The following is an 18,037-nucleotide window of genomic DNA, read 5'->3' as shown; positions in this document are numbered from 1 at the left end:
CCTGTAAGCAAATTAATTTGCTATTTGAGATAACTAAAAGTTATGATTGAGTCGAATAAACTTTTCGAATTTTTCTAAAGAATTTGAAAGGTAACCTGTTCTTTTAACAAAATAAAACCATCTTTCAATACTCAAGCCTTTTATGTCTATTATCTTGAGGTTATTATGTATTAAATCATCATTAATAGCATTGATTGAAAGAAGTGCATAATCGTTAGAGTTGTATAAATAATTTTTAATAGCTTCGGTACTGTTCAATGTTACTACACAATTGAGTTTTGAGATGTTATTTTTAACTAAAAAACGGTCTATTATTTCTCTAGTTCCAGAGCCTTTTTCTCGTTCAATTATTGGGATTTTTTGTAGCGCTTTTATATCAATACTTCCTTTTTTAAATGAAGAATTATTAACATTGGTTACAAGAACAATTTCGTCTTTTATAAATTTTTTAAAGTGCATTTTTGGGTTAGAAAAATTCCCTTCTGTAATTCCAAAATCGATTTCCTCATTTAAAATTAAATTTTCAATATTTTCTGAATTATCACTAACTATATCAAATTTTGTTTTAGGGAATTGCATTCTAAACTTCGCAATTACTTTTGGGATGACATAATTGGATAACGTTGTACTTACCCCAAAATTTATAAACTCAGGAAAGGTTTCATTTTTATGTAGAAATTGCTCATCCATTTCAGAATAGATAGCTAATATTTTATTTACATATATAAGGAATGATTTTCCTTCTATTGTTATTTCAATAGAGTTCCTTTTTCTAACAAAAAATGTTGTTTTATATTCTTGTTCTAAATTCTTAATTGCTTTGGATATGGCCGGTTGTGAAATATATAATTGCTCGGCAGCTTTTGTAAAACTTAAATGTTTAGCAACAGTCTTGAATATATGTAACTTTGTTTTCATTAACTTGTGTAGAACGGTCTTGTATAAGAATAGTAGCGGTTTTATAAACGCTTATTTTTAAGTTAAATACAGACCTTTTTTATTTTTACTTACTTTGGTTTTAGTGATTAAACCGTTATTATTTTATACATTGTTGGCAATAGTACTATTTTATTTTAAGTGAGGTCTTATAAATTTTACTTAAGCCATTGTTACTTTCATTAATATATTTTCTAAATTCTGAAATAGTATCAAAATTTCTTGGATGTATATTATTTCTTTTGCTTGTAAAATATAAAATTTGGTTTTGCTCATCATAAAATGGGCAATATTCCATATACTTTGTGTTCACCGGAATTCCTAGATTTACAGCCTTTTTCCAGTTTCCTTTTGTATCCTTCTTCGAAATATATAAATCCCCACTTCCTTGACCATCTTTTTCTTTATATTTTGAATAGATTATGAAATCTTCTTTTTCTGAAATAAAGGCATTAAACTCATAGCCGGCACTGTTAATGTTTTCATCTAATAAAATAGGGTTTGAATAGCTGTCACCTTTCCATTCACAATAATAAATATCATCTTTTCCAAAACCGTCAGGCGATACCATTGTAAAATATATATTTCCATTTTTACTGACAGAAGGATAAAACTCATCTAATTCTGAATTAATTGGTTTACCAACGTTTTTAGGTTTTGACCACACCTTATCTTTGTTATCTCTTTCAACATACCAAATATCAAAATCCTTTTTTTTATTAATAGAATCATTTAAAGGTCTATTAGAGACAAAAAATAGTCGCTTATTATCAAATGATAAAAAAGGCTCTAAATACATATATGAATCACAAAAAGGTAATAATTCTGGTTTTGACCATCCCTTTTTTTTCTTTTTAATATAAGCAAGTTGTGAGATTTCTTGATTAGGGCTTTGTACAGTAAAGAATGCTTCATTCCCATCTTTTGAAATACAAAAATCTCTTACATTAATAAATTGATTTAGTGCTTTATCAAATTGAGTAATATCAGATTCATTCTGAGCAGATAATAAATTTGAAATAAGAATTAACGAAATTACTAATCTGATCTTTTTCATTATTGAAGTTCTTTTAAAGGTGCTATTTTCAGCGGTTTAGTGTATGACTTACTTCGTCTGTTCGCTGCGTTTTAGTGTGGCGTGTTTAAGCAACTAAGTTAACAAATAAAAACCGAATAGACAGGAGCAAAGCGAACTGGACTTAGCAATTCTCGTAAGTAGGCTTGCACTAGCCATTAATTTTATACGGTGTTGGCAAATCGTTTTTATTTTTTAAACCATTCTGTTGTTTGTGGTGGTGGAGGTGGTGGTGGAACGAGTTTGTATTCATCTGCCCACTTTTTCCGTTGAAACTTTGGTTTATTATAACTGTCCATTAATGATTGCCACCATTTTTTTAAATCTGAATTTTGGTCTAATATACTTCTCTGAGTGACTCTTAGTTCATTATTCGAGTTGTTATGCTCGATAATTAATTCAACAATATATAAGTAGTCATTCAGTCCCCAATCAGATTCTGTTTTAATCCATTTAGAGCTGTAAATCGTATACACATATTTATTTATGTCAGGATTAAAATAGATATCGGAACTTAACTTATATTCTCCACTCTTTGCTTTTTCGCTTTGGATTAATGAAATTAGAGTATTTAATTTAGCAGTTTGTCCAAAATCAGATTTTAGTTCTGAAAATTTATTTTGTTCAATTAGTTTTTTTGTTTTCTCACCAAGACTATAACTTGCTCTTATTTCTTTCAGCTTTGCATCTTGACAATTTCCAGTTAGAGAGATAAATAAAAGGATAAAGATTAATGTGTAGTTTCTCATTTTAAATGTTTGCCAACGTCTAGTTTAAGAATAGTAGCGGATTTTATGCACTAACTTTTCGGTTAAATACAGACCTTTTTTATATTTATTTACTTTTGTTTAAGCGATTAAACTGCTATTGTTTTTATACATTGCTAACCATCTGGCATTTCTTTCACGTTGTATTTGATTTCCTTAATCTTTAATTTTAACCAAGTCCATTTACCACTCTTCAATTTCCAACTTGCTTCGCATTCGATAGGTATTTTTATTTCATTTCGTTCTTCTGTTTTTGTCGCAATAACAGTCCATTCGGTTGGTTGTTCTGAATTTGAATCTTGATAACGCATTGCTACAAATCTTTTAAAGTTTCCTTCTTCATCAAAGTGGAATTCTCCTGTACCTTTTGTTCCGTTATAATCCATAGTTGCTTTGGCGGAATATTCGTCCAAAGTGTTCCACTTTATGTATGGACTTAAAGCCGCTGAAGGAAACCAAACTATTTCTGCTAAATACCTTTGTAAGGTTGCTTGGTCAACTTTACTGCTGTTTTTGGCATTTGCTACAGAAATGAGCGATAACAGCTTTATTATCATTTCTCCATTTCCACTCTCAAATTTATCTCGACCAACTACGCTAAAAATTGAATTCATTTTTGTATCAATGTTCCAATTAAATGCTGGCGGATTTGTCGTAAAATACTGTTCGGCTTTTCCATTGTTCCAATTTTCTTGGTCAGGACTTAATTTAAGTTGTAGTTCTTGAGTCAAATGCACATTAGAAATCGGACGTTTACTGATTGTTCCACTATTAATCATCCATTTTTGTACAATAGAAGGTAATTCCGAAATAGTCTCTTTGGTAATTACTTCTTCACTAACAGTCTGTGAGTTTTCAAACAGTTTTTTCCGTTCTTCAGTAATCTTATTTTTAAAGCTAAAATTTGAATAAGCTATTATTGCTGATACGAGAATTATTAGGTTTGCTATTGTACCAAATTTTGCGTCAGACCAATAAGTTAAAATTAAAATCTGTGAAGCAATTACAGCTAAAAATCCAATTAACCACCAATAATTGGACTGAAATATTAATAAAACGATTGCAAGTACAAAAAGAAGAAATGTCAATAGCCAAACTAATCCAAAAGTTTTAGGAATTGGTTGTGAAATAGTCGTAAATTCAGATATGCCAAATGCTTTAAGAAATCCGAATAAATGGATAATTCCGTGTATTCCAATTAATAAGATTAAAGCTATTCGCATCGTTTTTTTTTGCTTGTGGCTAACGTGATTGTGTATGGTTAGTGGCGTGTTTAAGTAACTAATTTAGCAAATAAAAACCGAATAGACACGAGCGAAGCGAACTGTGCGTAGCAAAAATCCGCGAGGATTTTCGTAAGTAGGCTAGAAACAGTTTTTATTATTCAGATTACAGTATGTCGTTTAAATCTTGTCTTCCGACAATTGCCATTATTTCAACAACGTCATTATTTATTTTATAGTAAATACTATCTATTCCGCAAACACATCTTCTGTAGTCTTTTTTTATATAATCAACTGACTCGAATGAAAAAGGCCTTTGGGAAATAATTTCAAAATATTTAAAGAATGATTCAAAATATTTATCCGCTTGAGTCATTCCAAATTTTTTAACTCCATAGTGATGGATTCGGATTAAGTCATTTTTAGCTTCGTTACTTAATCGATATTTAGCCATTCAGTAAAGTTTTTGATTGAGCTAAAATTTCATTTTTTGATTCGCTTGTAAATCCGCTATTTTCAGCTTTTTCCAATTTAGTTCGAACCCAATCAATTTCGATTTGTTGTTTTCTAGCTTGTCTAATTAAATCGTTTACTAATTCGCTTTTGCTTGAATATTCTTTTCCATTGACTTGTGCTTTCAGCCATTCGTCGTTAGGTTCTGTAAATGATATACTTTGTCTTGACATAATTCAATTATTTGGTGTAAATATACATCAATTTCGAATCATCTCCAAATTGTTGCCAACGGTTTGGCTATGAGCAGTAGCGTCCCGCAGGGCGCTATTGCTTATAGGTTTTGTTGGGCATAGTTATTTGTCAATTAATATTATTTCTTCACCAACTGTTTTCAATATTCTATTTCTACATTGTAATTTGAATTCTGAGTCTTCAGGATTTTCAAAAATGTATTTAACAGCTCTATATATTTCGTAAGTAGTAAGTAGTCCAAAACTTTTCTTCTTCGCAACAATATGAACCTTTTCTGTAAATGGTTCTTTTCTGTTTTCGGGATTTGTAAGACGATAATGATTACCAATTAGAATTCCTTGTGGATATTTACCTCTTAATTCAAAATCTTCATCTACTGCTCGATTGAGTTGGTCTAATTTAGAAATATGGACAGCATCATTGTCTTTTCCTTCTATTTCTGCGAGTCCTTTACCTTCTGGTGATTCAAAGACCACATCGTGTTCTAAGTCATCAAACTTTCTATTTTCTGCCTCAAAACCCATTTTTTGGAATGACTTTATAACAAGTTCTTCAAGTTCATTACCTTGTTCAAAAAGTAGCCCTTTAAATTGAGTTACTTCATTTTTCTCTTCTTCAATTTCAATTTTTTCCTTCTGTAATTCTTCAATTTTTTGTTGAATATCGTTTGCCTTAGAGTCAAGTTCAGCTTCACCAAGTAGTTTAAAATCTTTAACCCAAGGTGGTGGCGGTGTTTGAATGTTTTTTGTCAAAAATTGTTTTGCACAACTTCTTATTACACCAATCAGTTTGCTATTATTTCTGTCATACTCTATTGATGGTAATAATACAACAAGACCTTCAAATACTGGTAAAACAACTCCAATGCCCTTATTAGCCTTATTAAGAATAAAATACTCAGGTTTTTCCGAAGCATCTAGGTCAAAATAAGATGTATATGCGATTTCACTTTTAAATGCACCAAAAAATTGATTAAAGGGAGATTTACTTTTGTTCAGTTTTAATGAACCATTTATACTACTTGTACCAGATTTAAGTCGACCTAGAAAAAAGTCCTGTCTTAGTGGAAGAAAATCATAATTAGAAACAATATCATATTTGCTTTGATTTCCTATTTCTCCTTTAAAACCTGAAGTCGGATGAAGAAAGGATATTATAACTTTACCGTTTTCAAGAAGTGTTTCTACTTCGTTTCTTCTCGAACTAAAAGTGTTTCTAATTTGGTCAGATTCTGGCGAGTATAGGCGTCTAACATTATCATTACCTCTTTTGGCATTTTCCCATAAACTTGAAAATTCAGAAGGATCGAAAATTACAATATCCGCATCTAATAAAGTTTCACCTCCATCAATTGAGGTATTAATAATTCCATCTCCATTTAATGGATAATTTACTGTAATTATATTTATCATATTCTAATTATGCCCAACGTGTTTGTATATGGTTAGTTGCGTGGTTTAGCGCTTAGCTTTGCAAGTACACACCAAACTGAAAATCCGTGAGGATTTTCAGAAGTAGGCGAGAACAAGCAATTACTTATAGCCATTGTTGTGCGCAGTTATTTTGTTTTAATTTTTTCTGTTAGTGACTTAATTATATCAATAAGGTTTTCTGAAAATTTTGGGTCATAACTATCTGAATTTAGTTCGTAGAAAGAAGATGACTTGTCAATATTCCAATTTTGGAAGATTTCATTTATTTCATTGTATGACGAAATTTTGTCTCCGTAGGCTTTAATAAAAAACTCTCCAAAAGAAATAGCGTGTAGTCTGTCAGCATTTCTCAAAGCTTCGTGCATAAACGATTTTCCCAAAGTAAAAGTGTATTTAGAACAAGCCAATAATAAACCAATTATTATGACACTTTTTAGAAGTAGAGTAATAATCGTTATCCAGACAATGTTTGGCGTAACCTCAATAGTTTCTGTAACCTCTGAAATTGATTTTAGTCCATTAACTGCAAAGAATATACCTGCAACTAGTGTTATAAATCCGATACCGTAGCATAAGTAAGCGACAGCTTTATTTTGGTTCTCTCTCTTTTTTAAAGCGTCAGTGGCTATATTTATATAATCAGCTGCTTTTCGTTCTATAAATTCTCTTTTTTCTGAAGCTTTTTCCTCAACAGCTTCTTTTTTTCCGATGAAACTAGAAATAGAAGAATCTATTCTATTTATCGATTCCTCATAATTGTCATCTGAAAGTCGTATACAATACAAATCCTTAATAAAATCAGGGATTTCTATGTCTCCGTAAATTACTGGAATTAAAAACTTTTTGTTTTCATTTTCGTCAATAAATGCTCTAGTTGTGCCTATTTCACTAATAACATATTTCGAGTTTAAACTGTTTTTAGTAATTAATACAAGTAGTCCGTCAGAACTTTTTAATTCATTCAGTAGCTCTTTTCTCCAATCCACACCAACTTTCATAATGGTTTCGTCCATTATTATTGAATGTCCTCGGCTTTTTAAATCTTCACCAATTTTCTTGATTAGTTCAATGTCTTGATGTTGATAAGAAAGGTAAATTTTTGCCATATTTTTGTTTTAATTGCGCACAACGTGTTTGTATATGGTTTGTTGCGTGTTTTAAGCACCTAATTTAGCAAATAAAAACCGAATAGAAAATCCGCGAGGATTTTCGTAAGTAGGCTAGAACTAGCAATAAATTATATACGGTGTTGCCAGTAGTTATTTATTCACTTTTCTTCCATAAACCGATATTTTAATCGGAAAAATTTGAAGTTCAATTCCTTCTCCAAGGCTAAATGAAAATGTTTTAGTTTTCTTTAGTATTCCTTTTGAAGTATATGAATTTCCAGTTAAATTATTATAGGCTTGCACACCATTTGAATGAAAGGCACTTCCAGTCAAATTGTTGTAAGCTTGAATTCCGTTTGAATGAAAAGCACTTCCAGTCAGATTGTTATAAGCCTGAACTCCATTAGAATGAAAAGCACTTCCAGTCAAATTGTTGTAGGCTTGAACTCCATTAGAATGAAAAGCACTTCCAGTTAAATTGTTGTAAGCTTGAACTCCGTTTGGATGAAAAGCACTACCAGTTAAATCATTCCATTTATATACTCCGTTTGGGTGTTTTGAACTAGCCATATTTTTTACTTGAATTTAGTTATTATGTAAAAACCATTCATAAAGTAATGGTTTCATTGATTTTTCTTCTTTAGTTTCTTGTTCGTAATTTAAGACAAATTCTCTCGGAATTTCAATTCCATAATAGGTGTGTGGTAAACTATCGTTCTCCTCGTTAAAAGGATCTTCAGCATCCTCAATTCTGGCTAGGTCAATTATATTCCCATCTACAGTATTAAAACTATGTGTAATAATCGGATAAGGGAAAGTATTGCGAGTTACAAATCCTGTATAGTATGTAAAATTACAATCGGCAATTGTTGAAGCTTTTGCCGAATAGTGACATTGATAGTGAATATGTTCATATCCAAGGTCAGTAATTCGATTTAATATTTCATTACTTGGAACTACGTCATTATAAGATTCTATTGTATTAATTTCTTGTAAATTATCTCTAATCCATTGATTAAAAATATCCTTTTCAAGTCCATAGATTTCATTATAAAAAATTCCGCCTTCGTCAAGGCATAGTTCGTAAAAATCTACTTGGTTGACATTCATTGATTTTTAGGTTTTAATAGATTATGCTGGTTTTCTTTAATTACTGGCAACTTGTTATATCAACTCAATCATGTGCTATATCCTTTTTGTTTTTCCGGATAAAGTATGTTTTAACACGTGACTGTGAGGTTATAAAGTTATAACATATTTTAGATATTTCTATACGTGACTTTACGTAGTGTTATGAATATTACTTTTAATGCCCTAATTTATAAAAGAGAGCTAAATTGAGCATCTGTAAGGATTTTGCTAAGGCTAGTTTGCTGCGTTTGTATTGTTAGTAGGCGAGAATCAAGTCATAAATAATATGCGGTGATGGACATTGTTTTTTAACATCCATTATTGGAAATTATTTTGATGTCAGTTTTTGATTTTTTGATACTTTCAAATTTCCATAATTTTCCTCTCCAAAAAAGTTGTTTTATTCCTATGCTTTTTTCTATTATTAGACTGTCTGAGGATATTTGGTTTAAGTCAAGTTCTTTTTGATTTTGTGTAGCTTTTACATTTATGTCTTTCCCATTTCTACTTATAAATCTTCTACTTCCCATACAACTATTAGGATTTATAAAATTATTGAAATCAATTTTAATTGTGTCTCTTTTTTGGGTAAGGTAAATCACAATTCCATCTTCACAACATCCACATTTCATATTTCTGTTGTAGCTTTTAGTATTGCGAACATTATATGTGCTCACGATATATTCTTGAATAGAATCAGAATGTTTAAAAGTTAAAATATCTCCTTCATTATAGGGAAACCATTCAGAATAAGATTTGTTAAACTCAGGACATTTAATGATATCCTTATTCATATATGACTTTAAACAATAAAGCAGAATAAAAAGACAAATAAAAATTCCAATTAGCCAATATCTTTTTTTCATTAATTATTGAGTTTGAGTTCAACGGTTTTGGGTATTTATTTGTGTGGTTTTGCAACTAAGCTAGCAAATAAAAACTAAATAGAAAATCTGTGAGGATTTTCAGAAGTAGGCGAGCATTAGCAATAAATTATATACGGTATTGTACTTTACTTATTCAATTCAAAATTTATTAATTTTAAAATTGTATCAATTTCTTTGCTTAAAGGCCCATAGATTTATCTGGCGGTTATTTCTGATGCCGATTTAAATACGATTAGATGGTTTAATAGCTTTATCGAATTAAACAATGATTTATTTTTTACAGAATCTAAAGATGTTTCCCAATTAAAATCCGGACTTCCTAATTCTGTAATTATTTTTTTGAAACTACCTGATTTTAGGATTTGAGTTGTAATGTCTTTTCTAAATTGGTTAACTTCATTCTCCTGTTGCTCATTTCGTTCTATCCAACTTCCAAAACCAGCAAGATGATGTTTTAATTCGATATTTTGAATAAGTTTTAATTCTCCTGAACTTAACATTTCAGAAAGCACACCAGAACTTTGAACAAAGTTTATTTCTCTAGAAAGGGCTTCAGATAAATTAATTGCAATTGTTTGTTCAGAAATCGTATCTAGAGTGCTAACTTTAAATGTTTGAATCAATTTTTTTGTATTTCTTATGTTCTATTTTCTTTTGCTCTAAAATCGCATAAAATTTTCGCGGCGAGATTTTCAAGTCTTTTGTTATTTCGCTCACTTTTTTCTTTCCTTTTTTATAGAGCTTTAAATTTTCGTTTACTTTTTTTTCAAAGTAATGTTTTTGCAGTCTATCAACTATTTGCAATTCAGTCAAATTTGAGTCATTCGCATATTTTTCAATTTCGGATTTAATGTCTTTTAAATTACTCATAATTATGATTTTTAACGGTTGAATGCCAACGGTTTTGTGTATGATTTTGTTGTGTGTTTAAGCTCTAAAGTTAGCAAATAAATCACAGATAGAATATGCTGTTGAAAATTAAAGTATTAGCCTTTAATTTCACATGATGTCGCTCATTATACTTTAGTCGTTAGGATGTCCTTAAAAATATTTTTTCCGAAAATCTAAGGGGGTCATACCTGTTTTAGATTTAAAAAACTTTGAGAAATAAGCATAGTCAGAAAATTGGAGGGTATAGGCTATATTGGCCAAATTGTCTTTAGAATGTACAATCAATCGTTTTGCTTCTAGAATAATTCTTTCAGAAATTAATTGGCTTGTGGTTTTATGGATAGTTTTATTTACGACTCTATTAAGGTGTTTAGTGGTAATGTTTAGTTTGTCTGCATAAAACTTAGGTAGTTTTTCATTGTAAAAATGAGTGTTAATTAGGGTTTCTAGCTTTTCGAGGATGTTGGTATAGTGTGGTGAATTGAGTTTTTCTAAATTGGTATTAACTGTATATGCTCTTGTTAATTCGATATAAATATGACTTATTAAATTTACAATTTTCAACTCTCTTAATAGGTTGGTTTGTTGATATTCGGTATGAGCTTCTTGAAAATTAAGCTGTAATTGTTCCCGTTTTTTAGGTGTTAATTCTAGTACAGGTGGATTTTGATACGAATAAAAAAAAGGAAATGTATGAAGCTTGTGTTCTAAAAACTTTAATTCGTAAAATTCTTGGGAATGAAAAAAGATGACCCCTTCTGGAGGGGTTTCAAATTTCCAGAAATGTGTTTGTCCAGGTTTTAAAAAGAACACTTTTCCAGGTGTTATACGATAAGAATTAAAATCAATTTCGTGGGTTCCTGTACCTTCAGTAAAGAGCACACATAGGTAAAAATTATGACTGTGTGGTTTGTTTATTAAATGCTTATTGAGCTGTATATGATTTGAAAACGAATTGATGTACACGTCATTGAGTGCTGCCGATTCTTTAAACTGACTTATATTGAGGACTGGTATTTTCATAATAAATGTCCTAAAAGTACAAAAAATGGTGTATATACTATATGTGTAAAAACGATTAATGATTTTAATTTTGCTGATGAATAAACACGATGTGATGAGTAAAGTTATAGATGCTTTGAATTGTAAATGTCCGAATTGTAAAGACGGCAAGATTTTTAGAGACAGTGGAAATATCTTCTTATTGAAGATTCCTAAAATGAACGATAGATGCCTTGTCTGTGATTATAAATTTGAACGAGAAACAGGTTTCTTTTTTGGTGCTATGTTTGTGAGTTATGCGCTTGCTGCAGCAGAAATGATTGCTTGTCTTGTGGTGTTTTGGAGTCTTATTGATTTTTCGCCTTTACGCGTTTTCTTCATTATAGTAGCAATGGCATTTTTATTGAGTACGCTTAATTTTAAATTGTCAAGGTCTATTTGGCTCTATTTGTTTTATAAAGCGAAGGCTTGAAGTCTGGTGTTGGTATATGTCTTGCTCTGGAATATAGCTAGAATTAAAGGTTGAGTTTGTACTGTTATATGGTATAAACGAATCTTGATTTTTTAGGAGTGTTACTTTTAATTGATAAAAAAATATTAGTTTAGCAAGAAACATAAAAAAATATGAAACAAATTTACATCCTATTTATTCTTTTTGCTCAAGTAAGTATGGCTCAAATCAGTATTGGGCAGATTAGTACTTTTACTGATGCTGGTGATTTTGAAGGTTGGAATAATTTAAATTCTGGGTTTACGCCAGTTACAGTGGCTGATGGGGTTTTAACAGCAAGTGGTACCGCTTCGTTGGTTCCTGGAGTTTTGCCTGATAATCTTTTAATAATTGATAATATTTTATTTTGGGGTGGGGATTATACAAGTGTAGGTGTTGGAGGAATTAGATTTAAGGCTAGAAATTTATCTGGAGTAGATATGGATCTTGTTGTCTTTTTGTTTGATAATGAACAAGGCGATAATGTTACTAGCGCTGAAACAACAAGTATTACAATACCTGCTTCTGCAACAAGTTTTGAAACATATACTATTTCTGTACTACCTTCTAATTTAACGGTTGCTGGTCCAAAGAGCACTAGCGAATTACTTATGGATGTTTTTGGTATTTCAATAGCTAGAATAGATGATAATGGCGATGCTACTGAAAGTCTAGATTTTGATGATATTGAGGCTATTTCTGCTGATGGGTTATCTGTAGATGATTATTCGGCAAATACATCTGTTAAGGTGTTTTTAGATAGTGATATTTTAAATGTTATTACTCATAATACAATTAAAACACTTCGTATTTATGACGTAACTGGTAAATTGATTTACAATACATCAGGACCTAAAGCAGATGTTAGTGCGTTGAGTAGTGGAGTATATGTTGCCGTTATTCAAGATAATGATAATCAAACACGGTCTGTAAAATTTATTAAATAGGTTTTCTAAATCGCATTAACAAAATAAGTTCATTGCTTTTTTTTGAACTGTTTGGTGTGTGTTAAGATTCGAATTGTAATCAAGCTATTATGATTAGCTCATAAATTGTGATTAGAATGATAGTATAAGTAGTAATGTGTATTTTATATGTTGCAATTTTTATATTTTATGATCAGATTTTAGATTTTATTCTACTCAAAGTTTCTTGTGATATATTAATATAAGACGCTACTATTTTGTTGGGGAGGCGTCTCACAATATTGGGATTTATTTTGAATAATTGTTTGTAGCGTTCTGATGCATCTAGCGTAGTAAATGATAGTAATCTTTTAGAATTATTTACATAGGCTTTTTCTAAATAGATGCTGTAAAAATCTTTCCATTTAGGAACGATTTTCATAAGATGTCTAAAGTCATCGTGCGTGATGTATAAGAGCTCACTGTTTTCAATGACTTGAATTGTTTCTTGTGCAGGTTCATTAGTTATAAAACTAACCAATTCTGTAGCAAATTGATTTTCAAAGGCAATATAACGTGTAACGTCTTTTCCTTCTTCATCTATATAAAACAGTCTTAGGCACCCTTTTTTTACAAAATAACTAACCTGACTATTTTTTCCATTAGAAAGTAAAATGTCGTTTTTACTTTTTTTTATTGTTTTAAAATAAGATAATACAATTTTTAAATCTTCATCTTCAATAGTAATATTCTTTTTTATGAAGTTAGTGAGTTCAATATAGTCTGTCATTTAGTTAAAATCTCTAACAAATTTACGATAATGAATAATATCTTGTATCGATAGGACCATTAAATTATGCGTCTCTGCAAATTCTATAATTGTATCTTTTTTTGCCATGGTGCCATCGTCATTCATTAATTCGCAAAGTACAGCTTCGGGTTTTAAGCCGGCCAATTTCATTAGATCTACGCTTCCTTCTGTATGCCCTTTTCTTTCAAGCACACCATTATTTTTGGCTCTTAGTGGAAAGACATGACCTGGTTTTGCTAAATCGCTGCTTTTGGCATTTTCGCGGCAAGCCACTTGAATTGTTTTTAATCTGTCTTTAGCCGAAACTCCTGTCGTTACACCTTCTTTTGCTTCTATAGAAATTGTAAAAGGGGTTTGAAAACTACTGGTGTTTTCTTTCACCATATAGGGTAAGTGTAATGCGTCTGCTTTTTCATTTGTTAAACAAAGACAAACAATACCACTGCATTTTCTAATCATCAATGCCATGTGGTTATTTGTCATGTTATGCGCAGAGAAAATTAAATCTCCTTCATTTTCCCTGTCTTCATCATCCATTAATAGTATTCCATTTCCATTTTGAAGATGTTTTAAAGCTTTTTCGATTCGTTCTTTACTGTTGTGACCAAATAGTTGTAATGTATCTAATTCTGTAAGTACCATTATTAATTTTTATTATTTTAAATGCAAAACTAATGTGGTCTCAAATCAAATTATTTGATGTAAGTCAATAAATTTATTTAAAAAACAATAACAGGTTTTTGAGTTCTTGCGGTGAATTGAGAATTTAAAGAACACTAGCAATTTGTTATGGGTGATATTTTTTGGTTAAGTACTGCCTTTAGTCATTTCGAGTAGATTTGGATGTAGCCAAATCTGCCGTAATTACGGTTATACATTGTTGACTGTAGTATATTTTTAATCCCATATGTTTGGTCTATTAATATTCATTGCTCTTAAATACGACAGGAATTGTCCTGCGTGAACAGCTTCGTGATATCCAATTCGTAATAAATATTTTACAAGGATTTTCTTGTCTCCATTTCCAGGGTGAACGATTTCCGTTTCGTTTAATTCCTTATCCGAAAATTGTTGAATGCTTTCTAAAAATGTTTTTCTAAAAGGCTTAGCAAATTCAAGTTCATCTTTTAGGTTTCTGAATGGTCGGTTGTTCCAGGGTGTTTTATAATTTGTTATATCGTCTTGATTAATAATAATATTCCAACCATAATCAGCCTCCAAAACGTGTCTTATCATTTCTGATGCACTCATTGCTTTTGTGTCAGGTTTCCAATTATAATATTTCTCAGGTAGGCCATTCCAAAGTTTTATACTTCTTCTCCTTATTTCTTTGAAATTTAAAATTATGAGTTCAGATTGAGTCATTTTCTTTGTTTTCGGAAATGTCGTTTTACATTGCAGCCTATAGACATTGTTGTGCATTGACTTCGTCGAATCTTCGATTTCGTTATTTTTTTTCTTTCAGTTCAGATTCAACCAAATTTAATATCTCATTTGAATAATCTAACATTTTAACATACAAGTTTAATCTATTAGTTTCAACACCTGTTTTCATAGCGAGTGGGTGTAAAATATTTGGATTTTGATATAAATTTGAAATTATTTTATTCTGCAACTCACCATCTTCTTTAACCTTGCTTAAGCCAACAAATTGTCGAGTTCTATTATCTAAAAATAATGTTCCAATGGATTTAAATTCATTGTGTAGTGTATTTAGTAAATTCATTGATAATGTTTCATCTTCAAATCCTTGATTTATTTCTGCAGAAAATAAAGCTAATTTTGATTTAAGAGTTTCGCTTTTCAATATTTTTAAATCTCCACTTCCAACCATAGCTTCATAACTTCCTAAGATAGGTTCGGCTCTATAATAATTAAAAGCTCCATAGTAGATAAATCCACCAATAGAATCTCTCTTGTATTCTAAATTTTTTCTTTCAAAACATTCAATAAGTGATTTACAATTATCAATAACAAAGGTCTGTTTATCGACGATGTCTGAATATATTTTTTTGTTCTCTGTAAAGTCTTTTTGTAGCGTTTTAAGTATTAATATTTCACTCTTTTCTTCTTTACGATTGTCATTCCAATTATTGATTTGTAGCGCAATCAAAATACCAATAACCACCAGTATAATTTCGCTAATGGCGTATTTAAAATACTTTCCCGTTTTTCCTTCTGAAAGGAAATTTTCTCTAATTTTTCTGAAGAATTTTATCATTGGTTTAGTTGTTGGTCTTAATGAAGGTTAACGGTCTCGCATAACCGTAAGTTAAGGATTGAAGTTAGACAATCTTAGGGCAGAGACCGACGGTAGCAATTCTGGGTGGATTCGGGCGTGGTCGAATCTGTCCGGAATTGTAGTTATACATTGTTATGCAATTTTTTATTTATCGGCCATTGCTTTGTAATCCCTCGTTCCATCTTCTAACAAATTCATCAGACCACGCATCCCATCCTACTGTAGCCAATGTCCAGATAGTAATTCCAACTATTATTAAATTTAGTATTAAGCCGATAATGGCAATAATCTTTCCTTTTTTTATTTTCTTAATATTAGAATATGCACTAGGATTTTGTTTATATATTTTTTCAGATTTTTTAGCGAGTATATATGAAATAAGCGCAAATAAAATAGCAATTCCTCCGAAGCAAAATAGTGTGCAACTCAATATTGCCAATACATATATTAATTTCCCATTTGGTAATGTCGTTTTCTCCATATTCAAATTTAAAGTTTTAGTGTTTAAAATTATATAGCCTTTATTCAGGACGGGTCAGAGGTTTGCTTTATGAAGAAAACTTTGTGTCTAAATTAGTTAAATATTGTTTGTTTACTCAGTTGTTTGTTAGCTGTAGTTTTTATTCCGCTAACAATTTTTTTACTTCTGTCGCTAACTTATCAACATTGCCATCTGAATTTCCAATTGAAATATATTTTATAATTCCATTCTTATCAATTAAAAAACTTTTTGGAATAGCGCCAGTAGCATATTTATCCCAAATTTCTTTTTCTGGGTCAATCCCTACATTGAAATCGACTCCATATTTTTTCATTTTATCCATTTTAAGTTCCACTTTTTCTTTAGTTTCCCCAATAGATATTGCAATTAACATGAATTTTTCATTTTTAAATGGTTCAAGTATTTTTTTTGGAAATTCAGCAAATTCCATTAGGCAAGGTGCACACCAGGTAGCCCAATAATTTACAAGAACTACCTGACCTTTTAAATCTGATAGATTAATTTTTTTTCCATCAATCATTTCGACGGTAAACTCACTTGCAGAATCGTTTATGTTTAAGATTAATTCATCATTCCGATTCTTTTCTTTAGTTATCTTTTTATCACTTGACGCTGTTTGGTTTTTACGTTCTTTTTTTTCTTTTTCGGTTAATAAATCAATTATGATTATAAATTCCCTGTCTCCAATTTTATCGCCAAATTTTGTTGCAAGTTTATTTCGTTCGTCTTCGGTTACTCCTTTATTCATTGCTTTGATTAAGCCTTGTTGCCCTAATTCTCCAACTTGTTCTTTGGTTATAATTTCGTTGTTAGCAATTATTACATATTCTGGTTTTTTTATCTCTTTTCCTTGTGCTAAAAGTGTAAAACCATATAAAGAGACGATTAAAAAAAATATTGTTTTCATAGTTATATTGTCATTTTTTAAATTGTGGCTAATGGTTTTAGCTATGAGTAGTTGCGTGGTTTAAGCACTAAAGTTAACAAATAAATCACAGATATAAAGTTTCAGCAGAATTTCTGTAAGCAAGCCTAAAAAAAGCAATGAATTATACACGTCTTAAGTTTGTAATTCATTAAATTTAATTAATAATCAGAAAGCACAAAAGAGAGCATTAGACTTCGGCAACATTGATAATCCTCTCTCTTTTACTACTTAAACTTCGTTCAGTTCTGTGAGACCTAGATCTCGTTTTTAAGTTGTTGAAATATGAGTAGCGTTGTTCTTTCCAAATTTCAAGTTGTTATGACTAAAGATAGAAAAATTTACGGTATTGACATTAGTAAATCAGTGTTTGGTATTTACAATCAAGATACAGGACATTTTCAATTAAAGAATGATGAAAAGGGTTTTAAAAAACTACTAAAAAGTTTATCAAAAGAAGCTTTGGTAGTTATGGAAGCTACGGGATATTATCATTACAGATTAGCTCAGTTTTTATATAAAAAAGGGGTATTAGTATCTGTTGTAAACCCATTATCAGTAAAACGTTTTATTCAAATGAAACTAGCCAAAGTAAAGACAGATAAGAGTGATGCTAAATCTATTTGTGAGTATGGTATCTTTAATGAAGTTCCGTTGTACAATGCTCTAACAGATGTACAGGCAGAATGCTTACAGCTCTTTAGGTTATTGGATAGTTACGTAAAAAAGAGTACAGCTACAAAAAATAAGCTTCATGGCGAAGAAACACTGGGGATTCCATCAAAAACGGTTTATCGTTCCTTAAAACGAGACTTAAACCATTTAAAGAAAGAGATTTTAATACTAGAGAAACGCTTATTAGAATTAGTAAAACAAGACCAACAAGAGCAATTAACTTTATTGCAAACTATACCAGGAATAGGTTTAAAAACAGCTTTGTTTTTAATCGTAGTAACGGATGGATTTAAAAAGTTTGAAACTGCATCACAGCTATGTAGTT

Annotated in this window: 23 protein-coding genes; 3 read left to right on the top strand and 20 right to left on the bottom strand. The window is 30.5% G+C overall.

Features of this window, described 5'->3' with window-relative positions:
• Window positions 1-33: 33 nt before the first annotated feature.
• The 14 genes from KO504_RS01730 to KO504_RS01665 form a co-directional block, all read right to left on the bottom strand.
• On the bottom strand, window positions 34-918 hold the full coding sequence (locus tag KO504_RS01730) for a LysR family transcriptional regulator (RefSeq protein ID WP_215924612.1): 885 nt from the start codon (window positions 916-918) through the stop codon (window positions 34-36).
• Between the two features lie 145 nt (window positions 919-1,063).
• Window positions 1,064-1,993: a hypothetical protein gene (locus KO504_RS01725; protein ID WP_215924611.1), complete on the bottom strand. Its 930-nt coding sequence runs from the start codon at window positions 1,991-1,993 to the stop codon at window positions 1,064-1,066.
• A gap of 206 nt (window positions 1,994-2,199) precedes the next feature.
• The gene (locus KO504_RS01720; protein WP_215924610.1) at window positions 2,200-2,760 is read right to left on the bottom strand and encodes a hypothetical protein; all 561 of its coding nucleotides are present in this window, start codon (window positions 2,758-2,760) and stop codon (window positions 2,200-2,202) included.
• A 134-nt stretch (window positions 2,761-2,894) separates the two neighbouring features.
• The gene (locus tag KO504_RS01715; protein WP_215924609.1) at window positions 2,895-4,001 is read right to left on the bottom strand and encodes a DUF6920 family protein; all 1,107 of its coding nucleotides are present in this window, start codon (window positions 3,999-4,001) and stop codon (window positions 2,895-2,897) included.
• A 166-nt stretch (window positions 4,002-4,167) separates the two neighbouring features.
• Entirely contained in the window at window positions 4,168-4,455 is a 288-nt protein-coding gene (locus KO504_RS01710) for a type II toxin-antitoxin system RelE/ParE family toxin (protein ID WP_179340053.1), read from the bottom strand.
• Complete coding sequence (locus KO504_RS01705; protein ID WP_179354776.1) at window positions 4,448-4,687, bottom strand: ribbon-helix-helix domain-containing protein; 240 nt, start codon at window positions 4,685-4,687, stop codon at window positions 4,448-4,450. Before KO504_RS01705 ends, KO504_RS01710 begins: the two co-directional genes overlap by 8 nt.
• A gap of 123 nt (window positions 4,688-4,810) precedes the next feature.
• Entirely contained in the window at window positions 4,811-6,121 is a 1,311-nt protein-coding gene (locus KO504_RS01700; RefSeq protein ID WP_215924608.1) for a hypothetical protein, read from the bottom strand.
• Window positions 6,122-6,267: 146 nt separating this feature from the next.
• Entirely contained in the window at window positions 6,268-7,248 is a 981-nt protein-coding gene (locus tag KO504_RS01695; protein WP_215924607.1) for a toll/interleukin-1 receptor domain-containing protein, read from the bottom strand.
• A 153-nt stretch (window positions 7,249-7,401) separates the two neighbouring features.
• On the bottom strand, window positions 7,402-7,821 hold the full coding sequence (locus KO504_RS01690) for a hypothetical protein (protein WP_036828090.1): 420 nt from the start codon (window positions 7,819-7,821) through the stop codon (window positions 7,402-7,404).
• 15 nt (window positions 7,822-7,836) lie between these two features.
• Entirely contained in the window at window positions 7,837-8,361 is a 525-nt protein-coding gene (locus KO504_RS01685; RefSeq protein WP_215924606.1) for a hypothetical protein, read from the bottom strand.
• Between the two features lie 329 nt (window positions 8,362-8,690).
• Window positions 8,691-9,176, bottom strand: a complete 486-nt coding sequence (locus tag KO504_RS01680; protein ID WP_215924605.1) for a hypothetical protein — start codon at window positions 9,174-9,176, stop codon at window positions 8,691-8,693.
• Window positions 9,177-9,463: 287 nt separating this feature from the next.
• Window positions 9,464-9,892 carry a hypothetical protein gene (locus tag KO504_RS01675; RefSeq protein WP_215924604.1) on the bottom strand — a complete coding sequence of 143 codons (429 nt, stop codon included), beginning with the start codon at window positions 9,890-9,892 and terminating at the stop codon, window positions 9,464-9,466.
• On the bottom strand, window positions 9,876-10,139 hold the full coding sequence (locus tag KO504_RS01670; protein WP_215924603.1) for a hypothetical protein: 264 nt from the start codon (window positions 10,137-10,139) through the stop codon (window positions 9,876-9,878). Before KO504_RS01670 ends, KO504_RS01675 begins: the two co-directional genes overlap by 17 nt.
• 171 nt (window positions 10,140-10,310) lie before the next feature.
• Window positions 10,311-11,183 carry an AraC family transcriptional regulator gene (locus KO504_RS01665; protein ID WP_215924602.1) on the bottom strand — a complete coding sequence of 291 codons (873 nt, stop codon included), beginning with the start codon at window positions 11,181-11,183 and terminating at the stop codon, window positions 10,311-10,313.
• Window positions 11,184-11,277: 94 nt separating this feature from the next.
• On the opposite strand from KO504_RS01665, the gene KO504_RS01660 reads away from it, so the two are divergent.
• Both KO504_RS01660 and KO504_RS01655 read left to right on the top strand, forming a co-directional pair.
• Entirely contained in the window at window positions 11,278-11,634 is a 357-nt protein-coding gene (locus tag KO504_RS01660; protein WP_215924601.1) for a DUF983 domain-containing protein, read from the top strand.
• Between the two features lie 152 nt (window positions 11,635-11,786).
• Complete coding sequence (locus KO504_RS01655; protein WP_215924600.1) at window positions 11,787-12,599, top strand: T9SS type A sorting domain-containing protein; 813 nt, start codon at window positions 11,787-11,789, stop codon at window positions 12,597-12,599.
• A gap of 172 nt (window positions 12,600-12,771) precedes the next feature.
• Here the strand turns inward: KO504_RS01655 and KO504_RS01650 are convergent, their stop codons facing one another.
• The 6 genes from KO504_RS01650 to KO504_RS01625 all read right to left on the bottom strand — a co-directional run bounded on the left by KO504_RS01650 (window position 12,772) and on the right by KO504_RS01625 (window position 17,019).
• Complete coding sequence (locus KO504_RS01650) at window positions 12,772-13,347, bottom strand: Crp/Fnr family transcriptional regulator (protein ID WP_215924599.1); 576 nt, start codon at window positions 13,345-13,347, stop codon at window positions 12,772-12,774.
• Entirely contained in the window at window positions 13,348-14,010 is a 663-nt protein-coding gene (ribB, locus tag KO504_RS01645) for a 3,4-dihydroxy-2-butanone-4-phosphate synthase (protein WP_215924598.1), read from the bottom strand.
• 255 nt (window positions 14,011-14,265) lie between these two features.
• Window positions 14,266-14,733 (bottom strand): DinB family protein, encoded by a 468-nt coding sequence (locus KO504_RS01640; RefSeq protein WP_215924597.1) that lies wholly within the window; start codon window positions 14,731-14,733, stop codon window positions 14,266-14,268.
• An 82-nt stretch (window positions 14,734-14,815) separates the two neighbouring features.
• Window positions 14,816-15,589, bottom strand: coding sequence for a DUF6090 family protein (locus tag KO504_RS01635; protein WP_215924677.1), 774 nt, complete (start codon window positions 15,587-15,589; stop codon window positions 14,816-14,818).
• Window positions 15,590-15,758: 169 nt separating this feature from the next.
• A complete protein-coding gene (locus tag KO504_RS01630) occupies window positions 15,759-16,091 on the bottom strand; it encodes a CCC motif membrane protein (protein WP_215924596.1) in 333 nt (110 codons plus the stop codon).
• 139 nt (window positions 16,092-16,230) lie between these two features.
• Window positions 16,231-17,019, bottom strand: coding sequence for a TlpA family protein disulfide reductase (locus KO504_RS01625; RefSeq protein WP_215924595.1), 789 nt, complete (start codon window positions 17,017-17,019; stop codon window positions 16,231-16,233).
• A gap of 339 nt (window positions 17,020-17,358) precedes the next feature.
• Between KO504_RS01625 and KO504_RS01620 the strand changes: the two genes are divergently transcribed.
• On the top strand, window positions 17,359-18,037 hold a 679-nt coding region (locus KO504_RS01620), incomplete at its 3' end, for an IS110 family transposase (RefSeq protein ID WP_215924594.1).

Source organism: Winogradskyella psychrotolerans (genome assembly GCF_018860565.1).
GTDB lineage: Bacteria > Bacteroidota > Bacteroidia > Flavobacteriales > Flavobacteriaceae > Winogradskyella > Winogradskyella damuponensis.
The sequence above is the reverse complement of the archived record's forward strand: the minus strand, read 5'-3'. Positions and strand labels throughout refer to the sequence as shown.

Coding starts and splice junctions, on each gene's coding strand:
- KO504_RS01665 (WP_215924602.1), bottom strand. CDS start 11,183: ATGAAAATACCAGTCCTCAATATAAGTCAGTTTAAAGAATCGGCAGCA.
- KO504_RS01660 (WP_215924601.1), top strand. CDS start 11,278: ATGAGTAAAGTTATAGATGCTTTGAATTGTAAATGTCCGAATTGTAAA.
- KO504_RS01730 (WP_215924612.1), bottom strand. CDS start 918: ATGAAAACAAAGTTACATATATTCAAGACTGTTGCTAAACATTTAAGT.
- KO504_RS01670 (WP_215924603.1), bottom strand. CDS start 10,139: ATGAGTAATTTAAAAGACATTAAATCCGAAATTGAAAAATATGCGAAT.
- KO504_RS01690 (WP_036828090.1), bottom strand. CDS start 7,821: ATGGCTAGTTCAAAACACCCAAACGGAGTATATAAATGGAATGATTTA.
- KO504_RS01685 (WP_215924606.1), bottom strand. CDS start 8,361: ATGAATGTCAACCAAGTAGATTTTTACGAACTATGCCTTGACGAAGGC.
- KO504_RS01705 (WP_179354776.1), bottom strand. CDS start 4,687: ATGTCAAGACAAAGTATATCATTTACAGAACCTAACGACGAATGGCTG.
- KO504_RS01710 (WP_179340053.1), bottom strand. CDS start 4,455: ATGGCTAAATATCGATTAAGTAACGAAGCTAAAAATGACTTAATCCGA.
- KO504_RS01650 (WP_215924599.1), bottom strand. CDS start 13,347: ATGACAGACTATATTGAACTCACTAACTTCATAAAAAAGAATATTACT.
- KO504_RS01725 (WP_215924611.1), bottom strand. CDS start 1,993: ATGAAAAAGATCAGATTAGTAATTTCGTTAATTCTTATTTCAAATTTA.
- KO504_RS01625 (WP_215924595.1), bottom strand. CDS start 17,019: ATGAAAACAATATTTTTTTTAATCGTCTCTTTATATGGTTTTACACTT.
- KO504_RS01695 (WP_215924607.1), bottom strand. CDS start 7,248: ATGGCAAAAATTTACCTTTCTTATCAACATCAAGACATTGAACTAATC.
- KO504_RS01715 (WP_215924609.1), bottom strand. CDS start 4,001: ATGCGAATAGCTTTAATCTTATTAATTGGAATACACGGAATTATCCAT.
- KO504_RS01640 (WP_215924597.1), bottom strand. CDS start 14,733: ATGACTCAATCTGAACTCATAATTTTAAATTTCAAAGAAATAAGGAGA.
- KO504_RS01720 (WP_215924610.1), bottom strand. CDS start 2,760: ATGAGAAACTACACATTAATCTTTATCCTTTTATTTATCTCTCTAACT.
- KO504_RS01630 (WP_215924596.1), bottom strand. CDS start 16,091: ATGGAGAAAACGACATTACCAAATGGGAAATTAATATATGTATTGGCA.
- KO504_RS01635 (WP_215924677.1), bottom strand. CDS start 15,589: ATGATAAAATTCTTCAGAAAAATTAGAGAAAATTTCCTTTCAGAAGGA.
- KO504_RS01655 (WP_215924600.1), top strand. CDS start 11,787: ATGAAACAAATTTACATCCTATTTATTCTTTTTGCTCAAGTAAGTATG.
- ribB (WP_215924598.1), bottom strand. CDS start 14,010: ATGGTACTTACAGAATTAGATACATTACAACTATTTGGTCACAACAGT.
- KO504_RS01700 (WP_215924608.1), bottom strand. CDS start 6,121: ATGATAAATATAATTACAGTAAATTATCCATTAAATGGAGATGGAATT.
- KO504_RS01680 (WP_215924605.1), bottom strand. CDS start 9,176: ATGAATAAGGATATCATTAAATGTCCTGAGTTTAACAAATCTTATTCT.